Raw genomic sequence first — 18,827 nt, 5'->3', positions numbered from 1 at the left:
TCCCCGCAGGTCTTTACGCAGGGCCTTTCCCCGGATATAGCGATCGCTCAAGCGTGGTGAGGAAACGTTCGGTCGCCGCGCGGGCGATCTGGCTGCCCCAGCCGCCCCAGTTCACGTCGAAACAGTGATCGGCCCACGGAAGTTCGACGTACGTCGCCGGGGCCCCCGCCCCCTTCAAACGCCGTGCGAGCTCGCGCGCCTGGCCGACCGGAACCGCGCGGTCCGCACTTCCGTGCAACAACAGTGTCGGCGGCACATCGCTCCTGACCAGGCGCGCGGGCGACCCGAGCCGGTAGCGGGCGGGCACGGCTGCGGCCGAACCGCCCATCAGGCGCGGCATCATGGGGTCGCGGCGCAGCACGGTCCCGGCGATCAGGCGCCGCATGTCGGTGGGCCCGTAGAGCGAGATCACCCCGGCCACGGAGCTGTCACGCACCGCGCAGGAGGCCGGGACCCGGCCGTCACCCTCCGTATAGGCGGCCGAGAGCGCGAGGTTGCCGCCGGCCGAACTGCCCGCCAGGAGAAGGCGGTCGGGGTCGATGCCGTACACGCGCGCGTGCCGCCGCACCCAGCCCACCGCGCACTTCACGTCGGCGATCTGGTCGAGCTGGGTGGCCCGGGGCGCGAGGCGGTAGTCGACGTCGAAGACGGACCACCCGCGCGCGTTGAACCACCTGTTCCACTCGGGGGTCTGGCTGCGGTGCCCCTTGTTCCAGCCGCCGCCGTGCACCCACACGACGGCCGGGTGCCGCACCGCGTGCCGCTTGGGCAGCGCCCACAGGTCGAGCTTCAGCTTCTGCTTGCGCCGGGCGCCGTGCCCGTCGCCCACGCGCGCGTACGTGACGGAACGCCCCCGGGCAGGCACCTTCGCGTAGTTGACGCCGTCGAAGTAGCGTGCAGCGCCGAGGTGTTGACCCGCCCGCTCGGCCGCGCCCAGAGCCGCGGCGTACGGCATCACGCCGTACACCAGGGCGGCGAAGGAGGCGAGCGCGGCGAGCCCCGCGCACCAGGGGTGGCGCCGTCCGGCGGCCGCCGCGGCCACGAGGCCGAGCAGCCCCGGCGGCACGAGCAGCAGCCCCCAGGAGGTGACGGCGGCCGCGACGAGCACCAGGAGCGGGACGCGGGGCAGCGGAGCGGCGACGAGCACGGCGAGCGCGGTGTTCAGGAGTCCGGCGGAGAGGAGCAGGGCCCGTGCCGCGGCGGGCGGCGGCTTGACGGACGTCACGCCGAAGAAATATCACAGAAGCGGACAAAAAGCCCTCAGGACGGACGCCCTGGGCACCATCCGCGCCGCGCGCCCCTCCTGAGACAGCCGCCGCTCAGACCTCGGCGCTGTCGCCGCCGTCCGCCCCGTCGTCCGGGCGCCCACTGGTGCCACCACCGGTACCGCCGCCCGTGCCGTCCCCCGTACCGTCGCCCCGCAACGACCCCTCCAGGGAACGCGACTCGTCCACCGCGGCGTACAGGCAGGTGATGTGCCGGTTGCCGGAGCGCCAGGTCGCGCGGTCCGGGACGAAGAAGACGACCTCGGCGGAGCTCAGATCGGCCGACGAGCCCTTCGAGTACGAGGTCGCGTACGCCGTGCACCTGCGCTCGGCGAGGCGCTGGACCGCGGCGTCACCGGGGAAGCTGTCGTTGTTGACGCGGAACGACGCGAAGACCTCGGCGTCGTGCGGCCTGGCGCAGGGCACCTCGTCGATCTCGTACTCGTACGTGGTGCTGCCGAGATCGCTGTCGGGGACGTTGAAGCAGCCGCCCTTGCCGACGGGGAAGGTGGCGCTGCGGGACTCGCGCGCGGCCTCCCTGAAGCCGTCCACGAAGTCGCGGGCCGTGCCCGTGGTGACGGCGAGCACGAGCAGCACGGCGCCGAGCGCGGAGAGGATGCTTCCCGCGATCGCCAGGCCCTTGCCGCGCTCGCCCTTCTTCTTGATCTGCGAGAGGCCGACGAGCCCGAGGATCAGACCGACGCCGGGTATGCAGCACAGGATGCCGAGGACCAGCGAGGCGATCGCGAAGCCGTTCACGGGCGGGCGGGAGTACGGCGAGTACGGCCCCGGCCACTGCTGGTACGGGGGCTGCCCGTACCCGTACGGGGGCTGCCCGTTCTGGTACGGGGCCTGTCCGTGCGGGCCCTGCGGCCCCGGGTAGGGCGGGTAAGGACCGGGCGGCGGCGGTGTGTCCACGGGGCCATGCTCCTGAGGTGGGCGTTGCGAAGAGCTTGGCGCATCGTAGTCGGGAGCGGGGGCGAAAGGGCAATGGAGCCGCAAATCCCGCTATCTCGGGCACTTTGCCCGCGTACGACCCCGAGCTCCCGGCCGCCGCACGGACCCCGCCACCCGGCCCCGCACACCCGCCGCCCGGACACCCCTCACCCCCGGAGCGGCCCTGGTCGGCGACGACCTGGACCACCCCGGGGGCGGGAGCGTGCGCACCGCGCCGGCCCCGGTCAGGGCCTGCGGGGCTTACGGCCTAGAACTGCAGACCCCAGGAGTCGATCTTCCCGGTGTCCTGCGCCGCGTTGTCGCTGACCCGCAGCTTCCACGTGCCGTTGGCCACCTCGGAGGAGGCGTTCACGGTGTACGTGGTGTTGATGTTGTCCGAACTGCCGCCGGTTCCATAGCCCTTGAGCGTGTACGCCGTGCCGTCCGGCGCGATCAGCTGGACCTGGAGGTCGCCGATGTAGGTGTGCTGGATGACGACGGGGACGGCCAGGGACGCGGGCGCGTTGCCCGTGACGCCGCTGACGGTGATCGGCGACTCGGCCGTGGCGTTGTCGTTGATCGCGTAGTCGTCGGGGTTGCTGAACGTCTTGCCGGGCGGGTTCGTGGTGCCGCCGGTGACGTTCAGGAGGCGGTTGGGCGAGCCGGAGCCGGGGCTGCCGACGACGCCGGTCGACGCGGCGCTGACCAGGCCCGCGGAGACCTGCGCCGGGGTCGACGTGGGGTTCTGGCCCAGATAGATCGCGGCCGCGCCCGCGACGTGCGGGGAGGCCATCGACGTACCGGAGATGGTGTTGGTCGCCGTGTCGTTGGTGTTCCACGTCGAGGTGATCGAGGAGCCGGGCGCGAAGATGTCGAGGATGCTGCCGTAGTTCGAGTAGCTCGCCCTGGCGTCGGTGCTGGTCGTGGCGCCGACGGTGATGGCCTCCGCCACGCGCGCGGGCGACTTGGTGGACGCGTCGGTCGACTCGTTGCCCGCCGCGACCGCGTAGGTGATGCCGGACGCGATGGAGTTGCGTACGGCCGTGTCGAGCGCGCTGTCGGCGCCGCCGCCGAGCGACATGTTGGCGACGGCGGGCTTGACCGCGTTCTTGGTCACCCAGTCGATGCCCGCGACGACCTGCGCCGTGGTGCCCGAGCCCTGGTTGTTGAGGACGCGGACGCCGACGATCTTGGCCTTCTTGGCGACGCCGTGCAGGGTGCCCGCCACCGTGCCCGCGACGTGCGTGCCGTGGCCGTGGCCGTCCTGCGCGGTGTTGTCGTTGTCGATGGCGTCGTAGCCGTAGGAGGCGCGGCCGCCGAAGTCGGTGTGGCTGATGCGGACACCGGTGTCGATGATGTACGCCGTGACGCCCTCGCCCGCGGAGTCCGGGTAGGTGTACTTCTGGTCCAGCGGCAGGTTCTTCTGGTCGATGCGGTCCAGACCCCAGGACGGCGGGTTGTTCTGGGTCGCGGTGGCAGTGAACGTCCGGTTCTGCACGACGGCGTCGACGGCCGGGTCGGCGGCGAACTTCTTCGCCTCGGACTCGGTGAGCTCGACCGCGTAGCCGTTGAGGGCCTTGTCGTAGGTGCGCTCGATCGTGGCGCCGTACTCCTTGGCGAGGGCCTTGCCCTCGGCGGAGCGGGCCTTGGGCGCGTCCTTGTCGAGGCTCACGATGTAGCTGTTCTTGATCGTGCCGGGCAGACCGGCGTTCTCGATCGTGCCCTCCGCACGGTCCGGCTGAGCGGTCGCCGGAAGGGCGGAGACGACGCCGAGGGCGAGGGCCGCGACCGCTGTCGCGCTGATCCCGGCCAGTCTTCGGCGGGTATGACGCATCACTGCCATCTGAGGGGTCCTCCTCAATAGGTGGTGCGCTGGTGGGGGTTGGGTGCCGTTGGTGCCCACACTCGCGGAAGCATCAGACAGGAACATGTCAAGACGACTTGCCGTTCCTTGCCTCCGTCGGGACGAAAGATTGGCGGATCCATAGGAATCCCACAAGGGTCAGGTTCGGACGTAACACGCCTGCCACGCACCCGACATGACGCATCGTCATCAACTGCCACAAGGGGGACCGACCGGTGGATCACGGCGGACGGGGCGGGGCGTCGCGGGGCGGGTTCTCGGCCAGGCTCCTCGGCCAGGCCGGGCCGGTGGCGGCGGTGCGGAGGGGGCGGGCGGGGGTGGGTGCAAGGTGGGCGTGGAGAGGCCGCGGAGTGATGGGCGCGAACGCTCCGGCGGCCCGCCGCCGAGTACGGGGTGGGACCGCCGCCCGGCAGCCTCGGAGGGAGCGCTCATGACACCGGACGAACGGGCGGGACCCGTCAGCGACGAAGCCCCGCTGTCCCGCGCCACACGGGACGCGACGGCCCTCGAACCGCTGGTGGTACGCCACTCGGCGGCGCTGCACGGGTACTTCGCCCGGCGCGCGCCCGGCGCCGCGGACGATCTGCTGGCCGAGGCGTGGCTCCAGGCGTACGCCGCGCGGCGCGGGTTCGACGCGGCGCGCGGGCCCGCGCGGGCCTGGCTCCTCGGCGTGGCCAGAAACGTGCTGTCGGCGCACTGGCGGCAGACGGCGCGCCCACGCCCGGGGTTTCCGGCGGGCGCGGGCGCCACCAGAGGCGCTCCAGGGGCCGCGTCGGCCAGACGCCCCCCGGCGCGCACCTCACCCCCACGCGCTCACGCACCACCCGTCCGCAGGACGGCCCCGGCGCGGCATGCCGTGTCCGGGCCGTCCCACAGCGCATCGTCAGCCCGTGCAGCCACACCTCGCCACCGCGCTCCTGACCGCCGCCCTGACCCTGATCAGCACCGGCACCCCCACAGCCGTAGCGGACGCCCCCGCCCCCACCCCCCATCCCGAGTCACGCTGCGGCGGCCCCCCGGGCGACCCGGCCTGGACGCCGACCGCCACCCGGCGCGGCCCCGCGAAAGGTGCCTACAACCCGTACGTCGGCAACGGCTACCTGGGGGTACGCGTGCCGCCCGCCGGTAGCGGCTACAGCCCGCCCGACCCGGGCGACAAGGACGAAAAGACCGGCTGGCCCCTCTACACCCCGCGCTACGACGGCGCGTTCGCGGCGGGCCTGTACGCGCGCGGCCCCGAGAACACCGCGGGGCGCGAGGCCATCGCCGCGCTCCCCCACTGGACCGCCCTCGACGTCACCGTCGGCAGCGAGACCTACGGGCCGCGCAGCCGAGTCTCCGGCTACCGGCAGACCCTGAACCTGCGCTGCGGCCTCGTCCGCACCTCGCTGACCTGGACCACGTCCGACGGGCGCCGCACCGACCTGACGTACGACGTCCTGGCGGCCCGCGACCGGGCGCACACCGGCGCCGTACGGCTGCGCCTCACCCCGCACTGGACCGGCACCGCCACCGTCACCGACCGCGTCGACGGGCGCGGCGCGAGGCGGATCGCGCAGACCGGCGGCGGGCCGCGCGGCAAGAAGACGATGGACGTGACCTTCCGCACCGACGGCACCCGCACGGACGGCGCCGTCACCTCCACCCTCAAGGCGCCAGGCGTGACCCACGAGGCGGGCCGCGCACGGGAGTTGAGCAACAGCCAGTCGGCCGACTTCCGCGTCCAGGACGGCGGGACGTACGACATCGCCAAGTACGTCGGCGTCGACACCGCCCTCACCTCGCGCACGCCGCGCGCCGCCGCGCAGAGCGCCTCGCGCCGGGCCGCCGCGCTCGGCTGGGACGCGCTCCTCGCCTCGCACACGGCGGCCTGGCGTCGGCTCTGGGCATCCGACATCGAGATCCCCGGACACCGCGACCTCCAACTCTGGGCGCGTACTGCGCAGTACGGACTTCTCTCATCTACCCGCGCGGGCTCCCGCGACAGCATCGCGCCCACTGGTCTGACCAGCGACAACTACGCGGGCATGATCTTCTGGGACGCCGAGACCTGGATGTTCCCCGCACTGCTGGCGACCCGCCCCGAGCTCGCCGAACCGGTCCTCTCCTACCGCCACTTCACCGCGGATGCGGCCCGCGAGAACGCACGGAAGACCTCCGTGAAGGGCCTGTTCTATCCGTGGACCAGCGCGAGCCGGGGCGCCCTGTGGTCGGAGTGCCAGAGCTGGTACCCGCCGCACTGCGTCCAACAGAACCACCTCCAGGGCGACATCGCGCTCGCCGCCTGGCAGTACTACCTCGCGACGGGCGACCGCGCCTGGCTGCGCGAGCGCGGCGGACCACTCCTGAAGGGCATCGCCGAATACTGGATGTCGCGCACCACCCTTAACAGGGACGGGAGTTACTCCATCCAGAACGTCGCGGGACCCGACGAGTACAGCAACGGCGTCACCGACGGCGTCTACACCAACGCCGTCGCCGCGACCTCCCTGCGCGCGGCCGCCCGCGCCGCCCGCGCCCTCGGCCATCGGCCCCCCGAGGCATGGACGCGGACCGCCGGCAGGATCCGCATCCCGTACGACAAGAAGCGCAAGATCTATCTCCAGTACGCCGGTTACGCCGGGTCGACCATCAAGCAGGCCGACACCGTCCTGCTGACCTACCCCCTGGACTGGCCCATGCCGAAGGGCGCGGCGGCCGCCACGCTCGACCACTACAGCGCCCGCACCGACCCGGACGGACCGGCGATGACGGACTCCGTGCACGCGATCGACGCGGCGGCGATCGGTGAGCCCGGCTGCTCGGCGTACACCTACCTCCAGCGGTCCGTACGCCCCTTCATGCGCGGCCCGTTCGCGCTCTTCTCGGAGGCGCGCGGCACGAAGGCGGGCGCGGGCGACGCGCTCGCCGGTTCGCCCGCACAGGACTTCCTCACCGGCAAGGGCGGCTTCCTCCAGGTGTTCACGCACGGCCTGACGGGCCTGCGGCTGCGCGAGGACGACGCGCTGCACCTGGACCCGACGCTGCCGCCGCAGCTCGCCGAGGGCGTGACGCTGCGCGGGATGCGGTGGCGCGCCCGGACGTACGACATCGCGATCGGCCCCAAGAGGACGACGGTCAGGCTGACTTCAGGATCCCCCTTCCGCGTCGAGTCACCGCGCGACGGCACACTCACCGTCACCACCAACGCCCCCGCCACACTCAAGACCCGCCGCCCCGACCTGACCCCGACGACCAACGCGGCACGCTGCCGCCCGGCGACGGCCACCTCCGAGGACCCCGGTCTCTACGCGGCCGCGGCGGTGGACGGCAACCCGGCCACGACCTGGTCGCCGACGGCGCGGAACGCGTCCCTGACCGTCGACCTCGGCCGCCCGGCCCGTCTCGGCGCGATCACCCCCGACTGGGCGGTGCGGCCGGCGAGTCACCGAGTGGAGGCGTCGAGGAACGGCGACACCTGGCACGCCCCCGACGCGACGCCGGTCCGCTACGTACGGATCACGGTCGGCGCAGTCCAAACGCCGCCGTCTCTAAGGGAGTTGAAGGCAATCCGTCACCCTTAGAACTGTCATCACTCAGGAAGCCGCGGTCGGCGCCGTCCGTGCCCGGTCGCGGCTTCGTAGGCGGCACCCACTTCCAGGACGGCACGGTCGGCACGTGAGGGGCCGACGATCTGCAGCCCGACGGGAAGCCCGTCGGGCGTGAACCCGGCGGGCACGGAGAGCGCGGGCGTGGCGGGGACGGAGAAGAGGTAGGCCGAGCGCATCCAGTCGATGTAGGTGTGCTGCGGCTGCCCGTCGACGACGACCGGATACTCCAACTCGACGGGAAACGGCGCCACTTGACTCACCGGGGCGAGCAGCACGTCATACCGCTCGAAGAAGCGGGCCACGGCCAGATGGATGCGGGTGCGCTCGGTGGTGGCGCGGGCGAGGTCGGCGCCGGTGAGCTTGCGCCCCTCCTCGATGTTCCAGACGAGGCTGGGCTTGAGGGCGCCGGGTGACGCCTCCAGGAACACCCCGAGCGACTGCTCGAAGGACTGCGCGCGCAACGTACGGAAGACCTCGTCGGCCCCGTCGAGGTCGGGGCAGTCCTCTTCGACGTGACACCCCAACTCCGCGAAAAACTTGACCTGTTCACCGATCACGGCACGCACATCGGGATCGACGGGCACCCTCCCGCCGAGATCGGGCGCCCAGGCGACCCGCAGCCCCCGGAGATCACGCTCAAGGGGCGCCCGGAACGTCTCGCCCGGCGTCTCCAAGGAGAGCGGACACCGCGGATCGGGCCCGGCCATCACCGAGAGCAGCAGCGCGACGTCGCCGACCGTGCGGCCCATCGGCCCCGCGACGGTCAGGCTCCCCCACACGTCGAGGGCCGGATAGGACGGCACGCGCCCCGGCGTCGTACGCAGCCCGACGACATTGCAGAAGGAGGCCGGATTGCGCAGCGACCCGCCCATGTCACTGCCGTCGGCGATCGGCTGAAGCCCGGCGGCGAGCGCGGCGGCCGCACCTCCACTACTACCGCCGGCACTGCGGTCGAGCCCGTACGGATTGTGGGTGGCGCCGAAGACGGGATTGAAGGTGTGCGAACCGGCGGCGAATTCAGGGATGTTGGTCTTCCCCATACGGATTGCCCCTGCCGACTCGATCCTCTGGACGAGGAGTTCATCCTCATCGGGCACGAAGTCGGCGAGCAGCGGCGACCCTTGCGTGGTCCGCATCCCCCGGGTGAGATGGGTGTCCTTGAAGGCGATGGGAAGCCCGCACAGGGGCCCCGGCTCGGCCCCGCAGGCGATCCGCTCATCGGCCGCCGAGGCTGCGGCGATCGCCCCTTCCGCATCGAGCGTGACGATGGCGTTCACGACGGGATTGACCCGCTCGATCCGCTCCAGATGAGCAACCACCACCTCCCGCACGGAGACCTCCCGCCGCCGAACGAGACGTACGAGCTCGGTGGCGTCCAGCAGGCAGATGTCCATGCGGGGAGTCTGCCCGCGGGGCGGGGGGTGGTGGGGCTGATATCGGCCTTCTACGGGGGCGGGGCTGACGGGTCGGGGACGGCTCGCCAACGGGCATAGAGCTGGACCCCTCGTGAGGTTCAGCTCCATGCGGGAGCTAAGTGGTTACACGTTGAACCGGAACTCCACCACATCCCCGTCCTGCATCACATACTCCTTGCCCTCCATCCGCGCCTTCCCCGCCGACCGAGCGTCAGCGACGGAGCCCGTCTCGACCAGGTCCTCGAAGGAGATGACCTCGGCCTTGATGAAGCCCTTCTGGAAGTCCGTGTGGATGACGCCGGCCGCCTCGGGGGCCGTGGCGCCCTGCTTGATCGTCCAGGCGCGGGACTCCTTGGGGCCTGCCGTGAGGTAGGTCTGGAGGCCGAGGGTGCGGAAGCCTACGTGGGCCAGGGTGGCGAGGCCGGGCTCTTCCTGGCCGACGGACTGGAGGAGTTCGAGTGCCTCCTCGTCGTCGAGCTCGGCGAGGTCCTGCTCCAGCTTGGCGTTGAGGAAGATCGCCTCCGCGGGGGCGACCAGCGCGCTCTGCTCCGCCTTGAAGGCGTCGTCCGTCAGCTCGTCCTCGTCGACGTTGAAGACGTAGAGGAAGGGCTTGGTGGTGAGGAGGTGCAGGTCGTGGAGGAGCTCCTCCTTGCCCGAGCCCTGGACGATGCCCTGGGAGAAGAGCGTGTCGCCCTTTTCCAGGATCTCCTTGGCCGCCTCGACCGCTGCCACCTTCGGAGCGATGTCCTTCTTGATGCGCGACTCCTTCTGGAGGCGCGGCAGGACCTTCTCGATGGTCTGGAGGTCGGCGAGGATCAGCTCGGTGTTGATCGTCTCGATGTCGTCCTTGGGCGAGACCTTGCCGTCGACGTGGACGACGTTCTCGTCCTTGAAGGCGCGGATGACCTGGCAGATCGCGTCCGACTCGCGGATGTTCGCGAGGAACTTGTTGCCGAGGCCCTCGCCCTCGCTCGCGCCCCGCACGATGCCCGCGATGTCGACGAAGTCGACCGTGGCGGGAAGGATCTTCTGCGAGGAGAAGATCTCGGCCAGCTTCGTCAGGCGGGGGTCGGGGACGCCGACCACGCCCACGTTCGGCTCGATCGTCGCGAACGGGTAGTTGGCCGCAAGGACGTCGTTCTTGGTCAGGGCGTTGAACAGGGTCGACTTGCCGACATTGGGCAGACCGACGATTCCGATCGTGAGCGACACGTTGCGACTTCCCGTACGTGAGGTGAGGTCTTGGGGTGGGCGGCCCTGAGGGCCGCAGCGACCTCGGGGCGATCCCCCAGTCTACGGCGTGCGGGCCCGGCCCCCGTCTCCTAACCGGCTACGTATCGAACGCATGGCCAAGCTCGGCCAAAGCGCGTGTCCCGCGCACGATTCCGCCCGGGGGCCGACCTAGGTTGGTCCGGTGGAGCAACACAGGACGCGTCCCCCTCAGTCCGCCCCGAAGGCCACCCCCAAGGCCCGGCAGCGGCGCACCGCGCCGTTGCCTCCGCAAGGCGGCCCCGCCGCCGACCGGTCCGCCGGGTCCGCGACCGTCTACCGGGCCTCGGCACGTCCCCGCAGGACCGTCCCGCCGTTCGTCCTCGCGCTGAGCAGGATGCCCGTGTACCGGGCGCTGCGCCGGGTGCCGAACCCCCGGCTCACCGGTCTTGGCAGCGGGCTCTTCTGCTCGGCGGTGATGTTCCTGCTCGCCTGCCTGATCTGGCTGCTGATCGGTGAGTCCGCCGTCACGTACGGCGTGCTCTTCCTGCCGGTGGCCGCGCTCACCGCGCTGTGGGTGCGCCCCGCCGACCTGGTCACCGCGCCGGTCGCGGTGCCGATCGCCTTCGCCACGGGGATCGTGCCGATCTCCGGGGGCACGGGCGGGTTCGGCGGGCACTTCATGGGGCTCGTGACCTCGCTCGCGCTGCACGCGGGCTGGCTGTACGGCGGCACGCTCGTCGCCGGGCTCATCGTGACCGTACGCAAGGTCAGGCTGATGGCGCAGCGCCGGCAGGCCCGTCCCGCGGGCGGCCCCGCAGGGGGTCACGCGGGTGGTCCCACAGGCGGGACCACGGGCGGGACCACGGGCGGGACCACGCGCGGCGGGAAGCGGCTGTCCGCCTCCTGACGCCCCGCGACCGGCGCGCCCCGGGACCGGCGCGCCCCGGGACCGGCGCGCCCCGGGACCGGCACACCCCGGGACCGGCACGCCCCTGGGACCGGCGCAGCCCCGGGTCCGCCACAGCGGAGCGTTACGCCTTGCCCGCCGCCGCCATCGCCGCCCCCACGATCCCCGCGTTGTTCTGCAACTGCGCGGGAACGATCTCCGCGCTGATGCCCTCGATCAGCGGCAGGAACTTGTGCGCCTTGCGGCTCACGCCGCCGCCGATGATGAACAGCTCGGGCGAGAACAGCATCTCCACGTGCGCCAGGTACTTCTGGACACGCCTGGCCCAGTGCTCCCAGCTCAGGTCCTCGTCCTCGCGGGCCTTGGAGGAGGCCCGCTTCTCCGCGTCGTGGCCGTGCAGTTCCAGATGGCCGAGCTCCGTGTTCGGCACCAGGCGGCCGTTGGTGAACAGCGCGCTGCCGATGCCCGTGCCGAAGGTGAGCAGGATGACCGTGCCGGTGCGGCCGGCGCCCGCGCCGAAGTGCATCTCGGCGACGCCCGCCGCGTCCGCGTCGTTCAGGACGGTGACGGGGACGCCGCCGAGCCGGTCGGAGAGCAGCGCCCTGATGTCCGTACCGATCCAGCTCTTGTCGACGTTGGCCGCCGTGCGCGCCGTGCCGTCCGTGATCACGCCGGGGAAGGTCGCGCCGACCGGGCCCGTCCAGTCGAAGTGCCCGACGACCTCGCCGACGCCCCCGACCACCGCGTCCGGCGTCGCCGGATGCGGGGTCAGTACCTTGTGCCGTTCCTGAGCAAGGTCTCCGCGGTCCAGGTCCACGGGAGCGCCCTTGATCCCGGATCCGCCGATGTCCACACCGAAGATCTGCATGGACTCCACGTTACGGGGCGGTCACCGCGGTGACAGCTCGACCGGTCGGCGCTGTCAGCGCTGGGACAGCTCGGCCGCCTCGGCGCGCAGGTCCCTGCGGAGCTCCTTGGGCAGCGAGAAGGTGATCGACTCCTCGGCCGTCTTCACGGTCTCCACGTCGCCGTACCCGCGCTCGGCCAGCCATTCGATGACGCCGTCGACCAGGACGTCGGGCACGGAGGCGCCGGAGGTCAGGCCGACCGTGGTCACGCCCTCCAGCCAGGCCTCGTCGATCTCCTCGGCGTTGTCCACCAGGTGCGAGGCGGGCGTGCCCGCCTCCAGGGCGACCTCGACCATGCGGATCGAGTTCGAGGAGTTCTTGGAGCCGACGACGATGACCAGCTCGGCGTCCTCGGCGAGCTTCTTCACCGCGATCTGACGGTTCTGCGTGGCGTAGCAGATGTCGTCGCTGGGCGGCGAGAGGAGGTTCGGGTACTTGCCCTTGAGGGCGTCGACCGTCTCCATGGTCTCGTCCACGGAGAGGGTGGTCTGGGAGAGCCAGACGACCTTGTCGGGGTCGCGGACCTCGACGTTCGCGACGTCGTCGGGGCCGTCGACCAGGGTGATGTGGTCGGGGGCCTCGCCGGAGGTGCCGATGACCTCCTCGTGGCCCTCGTGCCCGATCAGGAGGATGTCGTAGTCCTCCTTGGCGAACCGGACCGCTTCCTTGTGGACCTTGGTGACCAGCGGGCACGTGGCGTCGATGGTGGCGAGCTTGCGCTCGGCGGCCTCCGCGTGGACGGTCGGGGCGACGCCGTGCGCCGAGAACATCACGATGGAGCCCTCGGGGACCTCCGCCGTCTGGTCGACGAAGATGGCGCCCTTCTTCTCCAGGGTCTGCACCACGTACTTGTTGTGGACGATCTCGTGGCGGACATAGATCGGGGCCCCGTACTGCTCCAGGGCCTTCTCGACGGCGATCACGGCACGGTCGACGCCCGCGCAGTAGCCACGGGGAGCGGCGAGCAGGACACGGCGGGTGCCAGGCGTTGCAGTCATACCCACCATCGTAAGGCCGCGTTCAGCGCGTCAAAGATCGGCTTCTTGGAGACACTGGGGGCCTGCGCTGAGCTACGGAGGCACCATGTCCGGACAGTCCGCCAGTACCGGAGTACCCGCCGGGGGCACCGAACCCGCCGAGGGCGAAGGGCTGCGGCGAAGTCTGGGCTTCCGGGACCTCGTGGTCTACGGCCTGCTCTTCATCGCTCCGATGGCCCCGGTCGGCGTCTTCGGAACGCTCGACGCGAAGTCGCACGGGGCGGTCGCCCTGGTCTATCTGATCGCGACGGTCGCCATGGCGTTCACCGCATTCAGCTACGCGCAGATGGTGAAGGTGGTCCCCCTTGCGGGCTCCGTCTTCGCCTACGCGCGCGTGGGGCTCGGCCAGGGGCCCGGGTTCATCGCCGGGTGGATGGCGATGCTCGACTACCTGCTCATCCCCGCGGTGGCCTATCTCTTCTCCGGGATCGCGATGAACTCGCTGGTCCCCTCGGTGTCCCGGTGGGTGTGGACGGCGCTCGCCGTGCTCATCACCACCGCGCTGAACCTGTGGGGCGTACGGGCGGCGGCGCGGGTCGGCTTCGCGGTCCTCGCGATGGAAGTGGTGGTGCTGCTCGTCTTCGTGGTCGCCGCCGTCGTCGTACTCGTCCAGGACGGGGCCCAGCGGGGCTGGCTCTCGCCGCTGACCGGTGACGGCTCGCAGGGCACGTTCGCGCTCTCCGCGGTGATCGGCGCTGTGTCGATCGCCGTGCTCTCCTATCTGGGCTTCGACGCGATCGCGTCGTTCGCCGAGGAGGTCACGGGCGGCTCGGCGAAGGTCGCCCGCGCGGTGCTGATCTGTCTCGCGCTCGCGGGCTTCCTGTTCATCCTCCAGACGTATCTGGTGGCGCTCATCGAACCGCTGTCGTCGGCCGAGCTCGCGGCGGACCCCGGCAAGCAGGGGACCGCTTTCTACGACGCGTCGGAGGCGGCGGCCGGAGTGTGGCTGTCCAAGCTGGTGGCGGTCAGCAAGGCGATCGGGGCGGCGTTCGCGGCGCTCGCCGGGCAGGCCGCGGCGGGGCGGCTGCTGTTCGCCATGGCGCGGGACCGGAGGCTGCCGAAGGCGCTGTCCAGGACGGACTCGGGGACGCCGCGGGTCGCGCTGCTGTGCGCGGCCGTGGTCACGATGGTCGCGGCGGTCTGGGCGGCCCGGCGGGACGACGGGATGGACCACCTGGTGTCGGTGGTCGACATCGGGGCACTCACGGCGTTCCTGCTGCTGCACGCGAGCGTGGTGGGCTGGTTCGCGATCCGGCAGCGCGACGCGGCCTTCAGCTGGTGGCGGCACATCCTGCTCCCGGTCCTGGGCGCCGCGATCGTGGTGGCCGTCATCTGGGAGGCGTCGGGCTCGGCCCAGGTGGTCGGCGCGGTCTGGCTGGCGGTGGGGCTGGTGGTCCTGTTCGTACAGCGGCGGGGGCGGCGCGTGGTCGCCCCGTAAGGCGTGCGGGGAACCGCGGCCCCGTAAGGGGCGCGGGGAACTGCGCGCTCAGCCAAGGACGACCCGCACCCGGGATCCGACCTCCCGGCAGGGCGTCACCCCGGTGCGGACGCCACAGCGGTGTCATACCCGCCGACTAGGCTCAACGCATGGCTCTCAACACGTCCGCGGACACCCCGCTACCCGTCGGGGAGGTGTCACGCCTCATCGGCGGCTGGATCGACCGGCTCGGCGCCGTCTGGGTCGAGGGACAGATCACGCAGCTGTCCCGCAGGCCCGGCGCCGGCGTGGTCTTCATGACGCTGCGCGACCCGTCACACGACATCTCCGTGAGCGTGACCTGCTACCGACAGGTGTTCGACGCCGTGGCGGACGTCGTCTCCGAGGGCGCCCGCGTCGTGGTGCACGCCAAGCCCGAGTGGTACGCGCCGCGTGGCCAGCTCTCGCTGCGGGCCGCGGAGATAAAGCCCGTCGGCGTCGGTGAACTGCTCGCGCGGATCGAGCAGTTGAAGAAGAGCCTGGCCGCCGAGGGGCTCTTCGCACCCGAGCGCAAGAAGACGCTGCCCTTCCTGCCGCAGCTCATCGGGCTGGTCACGGGCCGCGCGTCGGCCGCCGAGCGCGATGTCCTGGAGAACGCCAGGCACCGCTGGCCCGCCGTCCGCTTCGAGGTGCGCAACGTGCCCGTCCAGGGCGTGCACGCGGTGCCGCAGGTCGTCCAGGCCGTCAAGGACCTCGACGCGCTCGACGCGGTCGACGTGATCATCGTGGCGCGGGGCGGCGGCAGCGTGGAGGACCTGCTCCCGTTCTCGGACGAGCAGTTGGTACGGGCGGTCGCCTCGTGCCGTACGCCGGTGGTCTCGGCGATCGGCCACGAACCGGACAACCCCCTCCTGGACCACGTGGCCGACCTGCGCGCCTCCACGCCGACCGACGCGGCCAAGAAGGTCGTGCCGGACGTCGGCGAGGAGCACGAGCGGGTGCGCTGGCTGCGGGACCGCGCGCGGCGCAGCATCGACGCCTACCTCGACCGCGAGGAGCGCGGCCTCGCGCACGCCCTGGCCCGGCCCTCCATGGAGCATCCGCACCGGATGATCGAGGAGCGCGAGGAGCAGGTCGCCGCGCTCGTCGACCGCAGCCGCCGCACGCTCGGGCACCTCCTTGACCGGGCGGGCTCGGAGCTGACGCACACCCACGCGCGCGTGGTGGCCCTCTCCCCCGCCGCGACCCTCCAGCGGGGGTACGCGGTATTGCAGAAGGCGGACGGCTCCGTGGTGCGCGACCCCGAAGAGGTGGGCGGCGACGAGGAGTTGCGGGCCCGGGTCGCCGGGGGCGAATTCACCGTACGAACCACACGAGACGACATTTAGGGTGGGCTCATGACCAGCACAACGGACGAGGCCGCGGGCCCGGCGGACGCCCTCGGCTACGAGCAGGCGCGGGACGAACTGATCGAGGTGGTGCGCCGCCTGGAGGCCGGTGGCACGACCCTGGAGGAGTCGCTGGCCCTGTGGGAGCGCGGCGAGGAACTGTCGAAGGTCTGCCGCCGCTGGCTGGACGGCGCCCGCGCCCGCCTGGACGCGGCCCTCGCGGCCCCGGCGGCCGACGGCGACCCGGACGACGACGCCGATTCCTGAGGCGGCACGTCACTGACCTCCGAGGTGGCACGTCACTGACCTCCGAGGTGGCACGTCACCGACGTCCGAGGCGGCACCTCGCCGACTTCCACGGCGGCACCTCTCCGGCCCGCCGCTTGTGAAGCGGATCACGTAGCACAGGCTTTTGTTGAAAGTTGAACAGTGACGGCGTATTGTCGTGGACGCAAGCCCGGAAACGGGCATGCCCGACAGCCCCGTACGTATCGAGAAGGTAGATCCATGTCTCTCGCCCTTGACCCCGCCGCCCAGGACCTGCTCTTCCGCGAGGCCCGCACCGCGAACACCTTCACCGACGAGCCGGTCTCCGACGAGCAGGTTCAGGCGATCTACGACCTGGTCAAGTACGGCCCGACCGCGTTCAACCAGTCGCCGCTGCGCGTCACCCTGGTCCGCTCCCCCGAGGCCCGCGAGCGCCTGGTCGCGCACATGGCCGAGGGCAACCGGCCGAAGACCTCCACCGCGCCGCTCGTCGCGATCCTCTCCGCCGACAACGAGTTCCACGAGGAGCTCCCGGCGCTGTTCCCGCACTTCCCGCAGGCCAAGGACGCCTTCTTCGCCGAGCGCCCGGTCCGCGAGCAGGCCGCGTCGCTGAACGCCGGCCTCCAGGCCGCGTACTTCATCATCGGCGTGCGCGCCGCCGGCCTGGCCGCGGGCCCGATGACCGGCTACGACGCCGCGGGCATCCAGAAGGAGTTCCTGGACGACGACCACACCCCGCTGATGGTCGTCAACATCGGCAAGCCGGGCGAGAACCCCTGGTTCCCGCGCTCCCCGCGCCTGTCCTACGAGGACGTCGTCACGACGGTCTGAGCGACCCGCGTACGACGAGAGGCCCCCGGCAACCGCCGGGGGCCTCTCGTGTACCCGTACCCGGGTGCCGTCAGGTGTTCAGGACGTCTTCAGGGACTCCGCCATCTTCGTCAGCCGGTCGAAGGGCGCGGTGCCGAGGACGACCGTCGTGGCGCCCTTCTCGGTGCGCACCAGGGCGTCGTACGTCTCGCCCTTGTACCGCTGCCACTCCTGGCCGCCGATCTCCTCGGTGGCCTTGGTGCGCTTGGCCTCCTTGGTGACGTCCGCGACGAACTTCGAGGGCTTGTCCGTGGACTGCTTGATCGCCACGTACTCGTCCTGCGGGTCGAGGAAGCCGAGGTGCCAGCTGTTGTGCTCCTCGCCCTTGTACCGCACCGACGTGGCCTTCCAGTCCCTGGAGAGCCCCTCGGGCGCCGCCACCGGATAGGGCGCGGCGCGGCGAGCGGTCAGGAGTTCCACGCGGTAGTCCTTCCGCTCGACGGGGCTCTTGGAGTCGTCATGCGGGATGAAGATGTAGATCACGCCCGCGACGAGAGCGATCACCACCAACGACCACAGCATGTTCTTGACGGTCTGGTTGCCTTGTCTGCCTGCCACGCACCCATGGTCTCAGGCGCCGGATCCAGCCCTTCCCCCGGTGCCCGGTCCGCTCATGCGTGGGGCCCTCTGCTCATTTTGTCAGCCTGCGGATAGAGTCATTCACAAATCCCTCATCCGGCCGTCGTCGTATCAAGCAGAAAGGTGCGCTCCGATGACCGAGCATCATCTCCCCTCCGAGCTCGTGGTTTCTCCCGAGGCTCCCGACCGCAACCTCGCCCTGGAGCTGGTCCGGGTCACCGAGGCGGCCGCCATGGCCGCGGGCCGCTGGGTCGGCCGCGGCGACAAGAACGGCGCGGACGGCGCCGCTGTCAGGGCCATGCGGACCCTCGTCCACACCGTCTCGATGAACGGCGTCGTCGTCATCGGCGAGGGCGAGAAGGACGAAGCCCCGATGCTCTTCAACGGGGAGCGCATCGGCGACGGCACCGGCGCCGAGGTCGACATCGCCGTCGACCCGATCGACGGCACCACGCTGACCGCGAAGGGCCAGCCGAACGCCATCGCCGTGCTCGCCGCCGCCGACCGCGGCGCCATGTTCGACCCGTCGGCCGTCTTCTACATGGACAAGCTGGTCACAGGACCGGAGGCCGCGGACTACGTCGACATCAACGCGCCCGCGTCGGTCAACATCCGCCGCGTCGCCAAGGCCAAGAACTCCTCGCCCGAGGACGTCACGGTCATGATCCTGGACCGCCCCCGGCACGAGGGCATCGTCAAGGAGATCCGCGAGACCGGCGCCCGCATCAAGTTCATCTCGGACGGCGACGTCGCGGGCTCGGTCATGGCCGTGCGCGAGGGCACCGGCGTCGACCTGCTGATGGGCATCGGCGGCACCCCCGAGGGCATCATCTCGGCCTGTGCGATCAAGTGCCTCGGCGGTGTGATCCAGGGCAAGCTGTGGCCCAAGGACGACGCCGAGCGCCAGCGCGCCATCGACGCGGGCCACGACCTGGACCGCACGCTCTCCACCGACGACCTGGTCCGCGGGGACAACGTCTTCTTCGTGGCGACCGGCATCACCGACGGCGAGCTGCTCCAGGGCGTCCGCTACCGCGCGGCGACCGCGTCGACGTCCTCGCTGGTCATGCGCTCCAAGTCGGGCACGATCCGCAAGATCGACTCCGACCACCGGCTGTCGAAGCTGCGCGCGTACAGCGCGATCGACTTCGACCGCGCCAAGTGAGCTGAGC

The 18,827-nt window shown here is 71.3% G+C and carries 16 protein-coding genes; 8 read left to right on the top strand and 8 right to left on the bottom strand.

The annotated features are described in order from the left end of the window. Positions 1-13: 13 nt before the first annotated feature. The 3 genes from ACIO9J_RS07390 to ACIO9J_RS07380 form a co-directional block, all read right to left on the bottom strand. Positions 14-1,225, bottom strand: coding sequence for an alpha/beta hydrolase (locus ACIO9J_RS07390; RefSeq protein ID WP_401993995.1), 1,212 nt, complete (start codon positions 1,223-1,225; stop codon positions 14-16). Positions 1,226-1,319: 94 nt separating this feature from the next. Further along, entirely contained in the window at positions 1,320-2,183 is an 864-nt protein-coding gene (locus ACIO9J_RS07385; RefSeq protein ID WP_401993992.1) for a DUF4190 domain-containing protein, read from the bottom strand. A gap of 286 nt (positions 2,184-2,469) precedes the next feature. Next, on the bottom strand, positions 2,470-4,044 hold the full coding sequence (locus tag ACIO9J_RS07380; protein ID WP_401993989.1) for a S8 family peptidase: 1,575 nt from the start codon (positions 4,042-4,044) through the stop codon (positions 2,470-2,472). Between the two features lie 196 nt (positions 4,045-4,240). On the opposite strand from ACIO9J_RS07380, the gene ACIO9J_RS07375 reads away from it, so the two are divergent. Together ACIO9J_RS07375 and ACIO9J_RS07370 are read left to right on the top strand one after the other, a co-directional pair. Then, positions 4,241-5,194: a sigma factor gene (locus ACIO9J_RS07375; RefSeq protein ID WP_401993986.1), complete on the top strand. Its 954-nt coding sequence runs from the start codon at positions 4,241-4,243 to the stop codon at positions 5,192-5,194. After that, positions 5,178-7,628: a discoidin domain-containing protein gene (locus ACIO9J_RS07370; RefSeq protein ID WP_401995878.1), complete on the top strand. Its 2,451-nt coding sequence runs from the start codon at positions 5,178-5,180 to the stop codon at positions 7,626-7,628. The genes ACIO9J_RS07375 and ACIO9J_RS07370 overlap by 17 nt, the downstream gene beginning before the upstream one ends. Positions 7,629-7,636: 8 nt before the next feature. Here the strand turns inward: ACIO9J_RS07370 and ACIO9J_RS07365 are convergent, their stop codons facing one another. Further along, the gene (locus ACIO9J_RS07365; RefSeq protein ID WP_401993983.1) at positions 7,637-9,049 is read right to left on the bottom strand and encodes an amidase; all 1,413 of its coding nucleotides are present in this window, start codon (positions 9,047-9,049) and stop codon (positions 7,637-7,639) included. Between the two features lie 144 nt (positions 9,050-9,193). Next, positions 9,194-10,282 (bottom strand): redox-regulated ATPase YchF, encoded by a 1,089-nt coding sequence (gene ychF, locus ACIO9J_RS07360; protein WP_401993980.1) that lies wholly within the window; start codon positions 10,280-10,282, stop codon positions 9,194-9,196. 202 nt (positions 10,283-10,484) lie between these two features. Here ychF and ACIO9J_RS07355 point away from each other — a divergent pair, with 202 nt between their 5' ends. Then, positions 10,485-11,189, top strand: a complete 705-nt coding sequence (locus ACIO9J_RS07355; protein ID WP_401993977.1) for a DUF6542 domain-containing protein — start codon at positions 10,485-10,487, stop codon at positions 11,187-11,189. A gap of 124 nt (positions 11,190-11,313) precedes the next feature. On the opposite strand, the gene ppgK is transcribed toward ACIO9J_RS07355, so the two are convergent. Both ppgK and ACIO9J_RS07345 read right to left on the bottom strand, forming a co-directional pair. After that, positions 11,314-12,057: a polyphosphate--glucose phosphotransferase gene (gene ppgK, locus ACIO9J_RS07350; RefSeq protein WP_401993974.1), complete on the bottom strand. Its 744-nt coding sequence runs from the start codon at positions 12,055-12,057 to the stop codon at positions 11,314-11,316. 54 nt (positions 12,058-12,111) lie between these two features. After that, complete coding sequence (locus tag ACIO9J_RS07345; RefSeq protein WP_401993971.1) at positions 12,112-13,095, bottom strand: 4-hydroxy-3-methylbut-2-enyl diphosphate reductase; 984 nt, start codon at positions 13,093-13,095, stop codon at positions 12,112-12,114. Between the two features lie 85 nt (positions 13,096-13,180). On the opposite strand from ACIO9J_RS07345, the gene ACIO9J_RS07340 reads away from it, so the two are divergent. The 4 genes from ACIO9J_RS07340 to ACIO9J_RS07325 all read left to right on the top strand — a co-directional run bounded on the left by ACIO9J_RS07340 (position 13,181) and on the right by ACIO9J_RS07325 (position 17,037). Next, complete coding sequence (locus tag ACIO9J_RS07340; protein WP_401993968.1) at positions 13,181-14,572, top strand: APC family permease; 1,392 nt, start codon at positions 13,181-13,183, stop codon at positions 14,570-14,572. 149 nt (positions 14,573-14,721) lie between these two features. Continuing rightward, a complete protein-coding gene (gene xseA / locus ACIO9J_RS07335) occupies positions 14,722-15,939 on the top strand; it encodes an exodeoxyribonuclease VII large subunit (protein WP_401993966.1) in 1,218 nt (405 codons plus the stop codon). A 9-nt stretch (positions 15,940-15,948) separates the two neighbouring features. Continuing rightward, complete coding sequence (locus ACIO9J_RS07330) at positions 15,949-16,206, top strand: exodeoxyribonuclease VII small subunit (protein WP_401993963.1); 258 nt, start codon at positions 15,949-15,951, stop codon at positions 16,204-16,206. A 240-nt stretch (positions 16,207-16,446) separates the two neighbouring features. After that, complete coding sequence (locus ACIO9J_RS07325) at positions 16,447-17,037, top strand: malonic semialdehyde reductase (protein WP_401993960.1); 591 nt, start codon at positions 16,447-16,449, stop codon at positions 17,035-17,037. A 78-nt stretch (positions 17,038-17,115) separates the two neighbouring features. Here ACIO9J_RS07325 and ACIO9J_RS07320 read toward each other — a convergent pair whose 3' ends face one another. Next, positions 17,116-17,634, bottom strand: coding sequence for a DUF4245 domain-containing protein (locus ACIO9J_RS07320; protein ID WP_401993958.1), 519 nt, complete (start codon positions 17,632-17,634; stop codon positions 17,116-17,118). A gap of 154 nt (positions 17,635-17,788) precedes the next feature. On the opposite strand from ACIO9J_RS07320, the gene glpX reads away from it, so the two are divergent. After that, the gene (gene glpX / locus ACIO9J_RS07315; RefSeq protein WP_401993955.1) at positions 17,789-18,820 is read left to right on the top strand and encodes a class II fructose-bisphosphatase; all 1,032 of its coding nucleotides are present in this window, start codon (positions 17,789-17,791) and stop codon (positions 18,818-18,820) included. Positions 18,821-18,827 lie beyond the last annotated feature (7 nt).

The sequence above is a fragment of the Streptomyces sp. NPDC087300 genome (assembly GCF_044744425.1).
GTDB lineage: Bacteria > Actinomycetota > Actinomycetes > Streptomycetales > Streptomycetaceae > Streptomyces.
The sequence above is the reverse complement of the archived record's forward strand: the minus strand, read 5'-3'. Positions and strand labels throughout refer to the sequence as shown.

Bases quoted from the DNA above. Each gene is read 5' to 3' on its own strand.
- ACIO9J_RS07325 (WP_401993960.1), top strand. From the start codon at position 16,447: ATGTCTCTCGCCCTTGACCCCGCCGCCCAGGACCTGCTCTTCCGCGAG.
- ACIO9J_RS07340 (WP_401993968.1), top strand. From the start codon at position 13,181: ATGTCCGGACAGTCCGCCAGTACCGGAGTACCCGCCGGGGGCACCGAA.
- ACIO9J_RS07375 (WP_401993986.1), top strand. From the start codon at position 4,241: ATGACGCATCGTCATCAACTGCCACAAGGGGGACCGACCGGTGGATCA.
- xseA (WP_401993966.1), top strand. From the start codon at position 14,722: ATGGCTCTCAACACGTCCGCGGACACCCCGCTACCCGTCGGGGAGGTG.
- ACIO9J_RS07345 (WP_401993971.1), bottom strand. From the start codon at position 13,095: ATGACTGCAACGCCTGGCACCCGCCGTGTCCTGCTCGCCGCTCCCCGT.
- ACIO9J_RS07330 (WP_401993963.1), top strand. From the start codon at position 15,949: ATGACCAGCACAACGGACGAGGCCGCGGGCCCGGCGGACGCCCTCGGC.
- glpX (WP_401993955.1), top strand. From the start codon at position 17,789: ATGACCGAGCATCATCTCCCCTCCGAGCTCGTGGTTTCTCCCGAGGCT.
- ppgK (WP_401993974.1), bottom strand. From the start codon at position 12,057: ATGCAGATCTTCGGTGTGGACATCGGCGGATCCGGGATCAAGGGCGCT.
- ACIO9J_RS07365 (WP_401993983.1), bottom strand. From the start codon at position 9,049: ATGGACATCTGCCTGCTGGACGCCACCGAGCTCGTACGTCTCGTTCGG.
- ACIO9J_RS07380 (WP_401993989.1), bottom strand. From the start codon at position 4,044: ATGGCAGTGATGCGTCATACCCGCCGAAGACTGGCCGGGATCAGCGCG.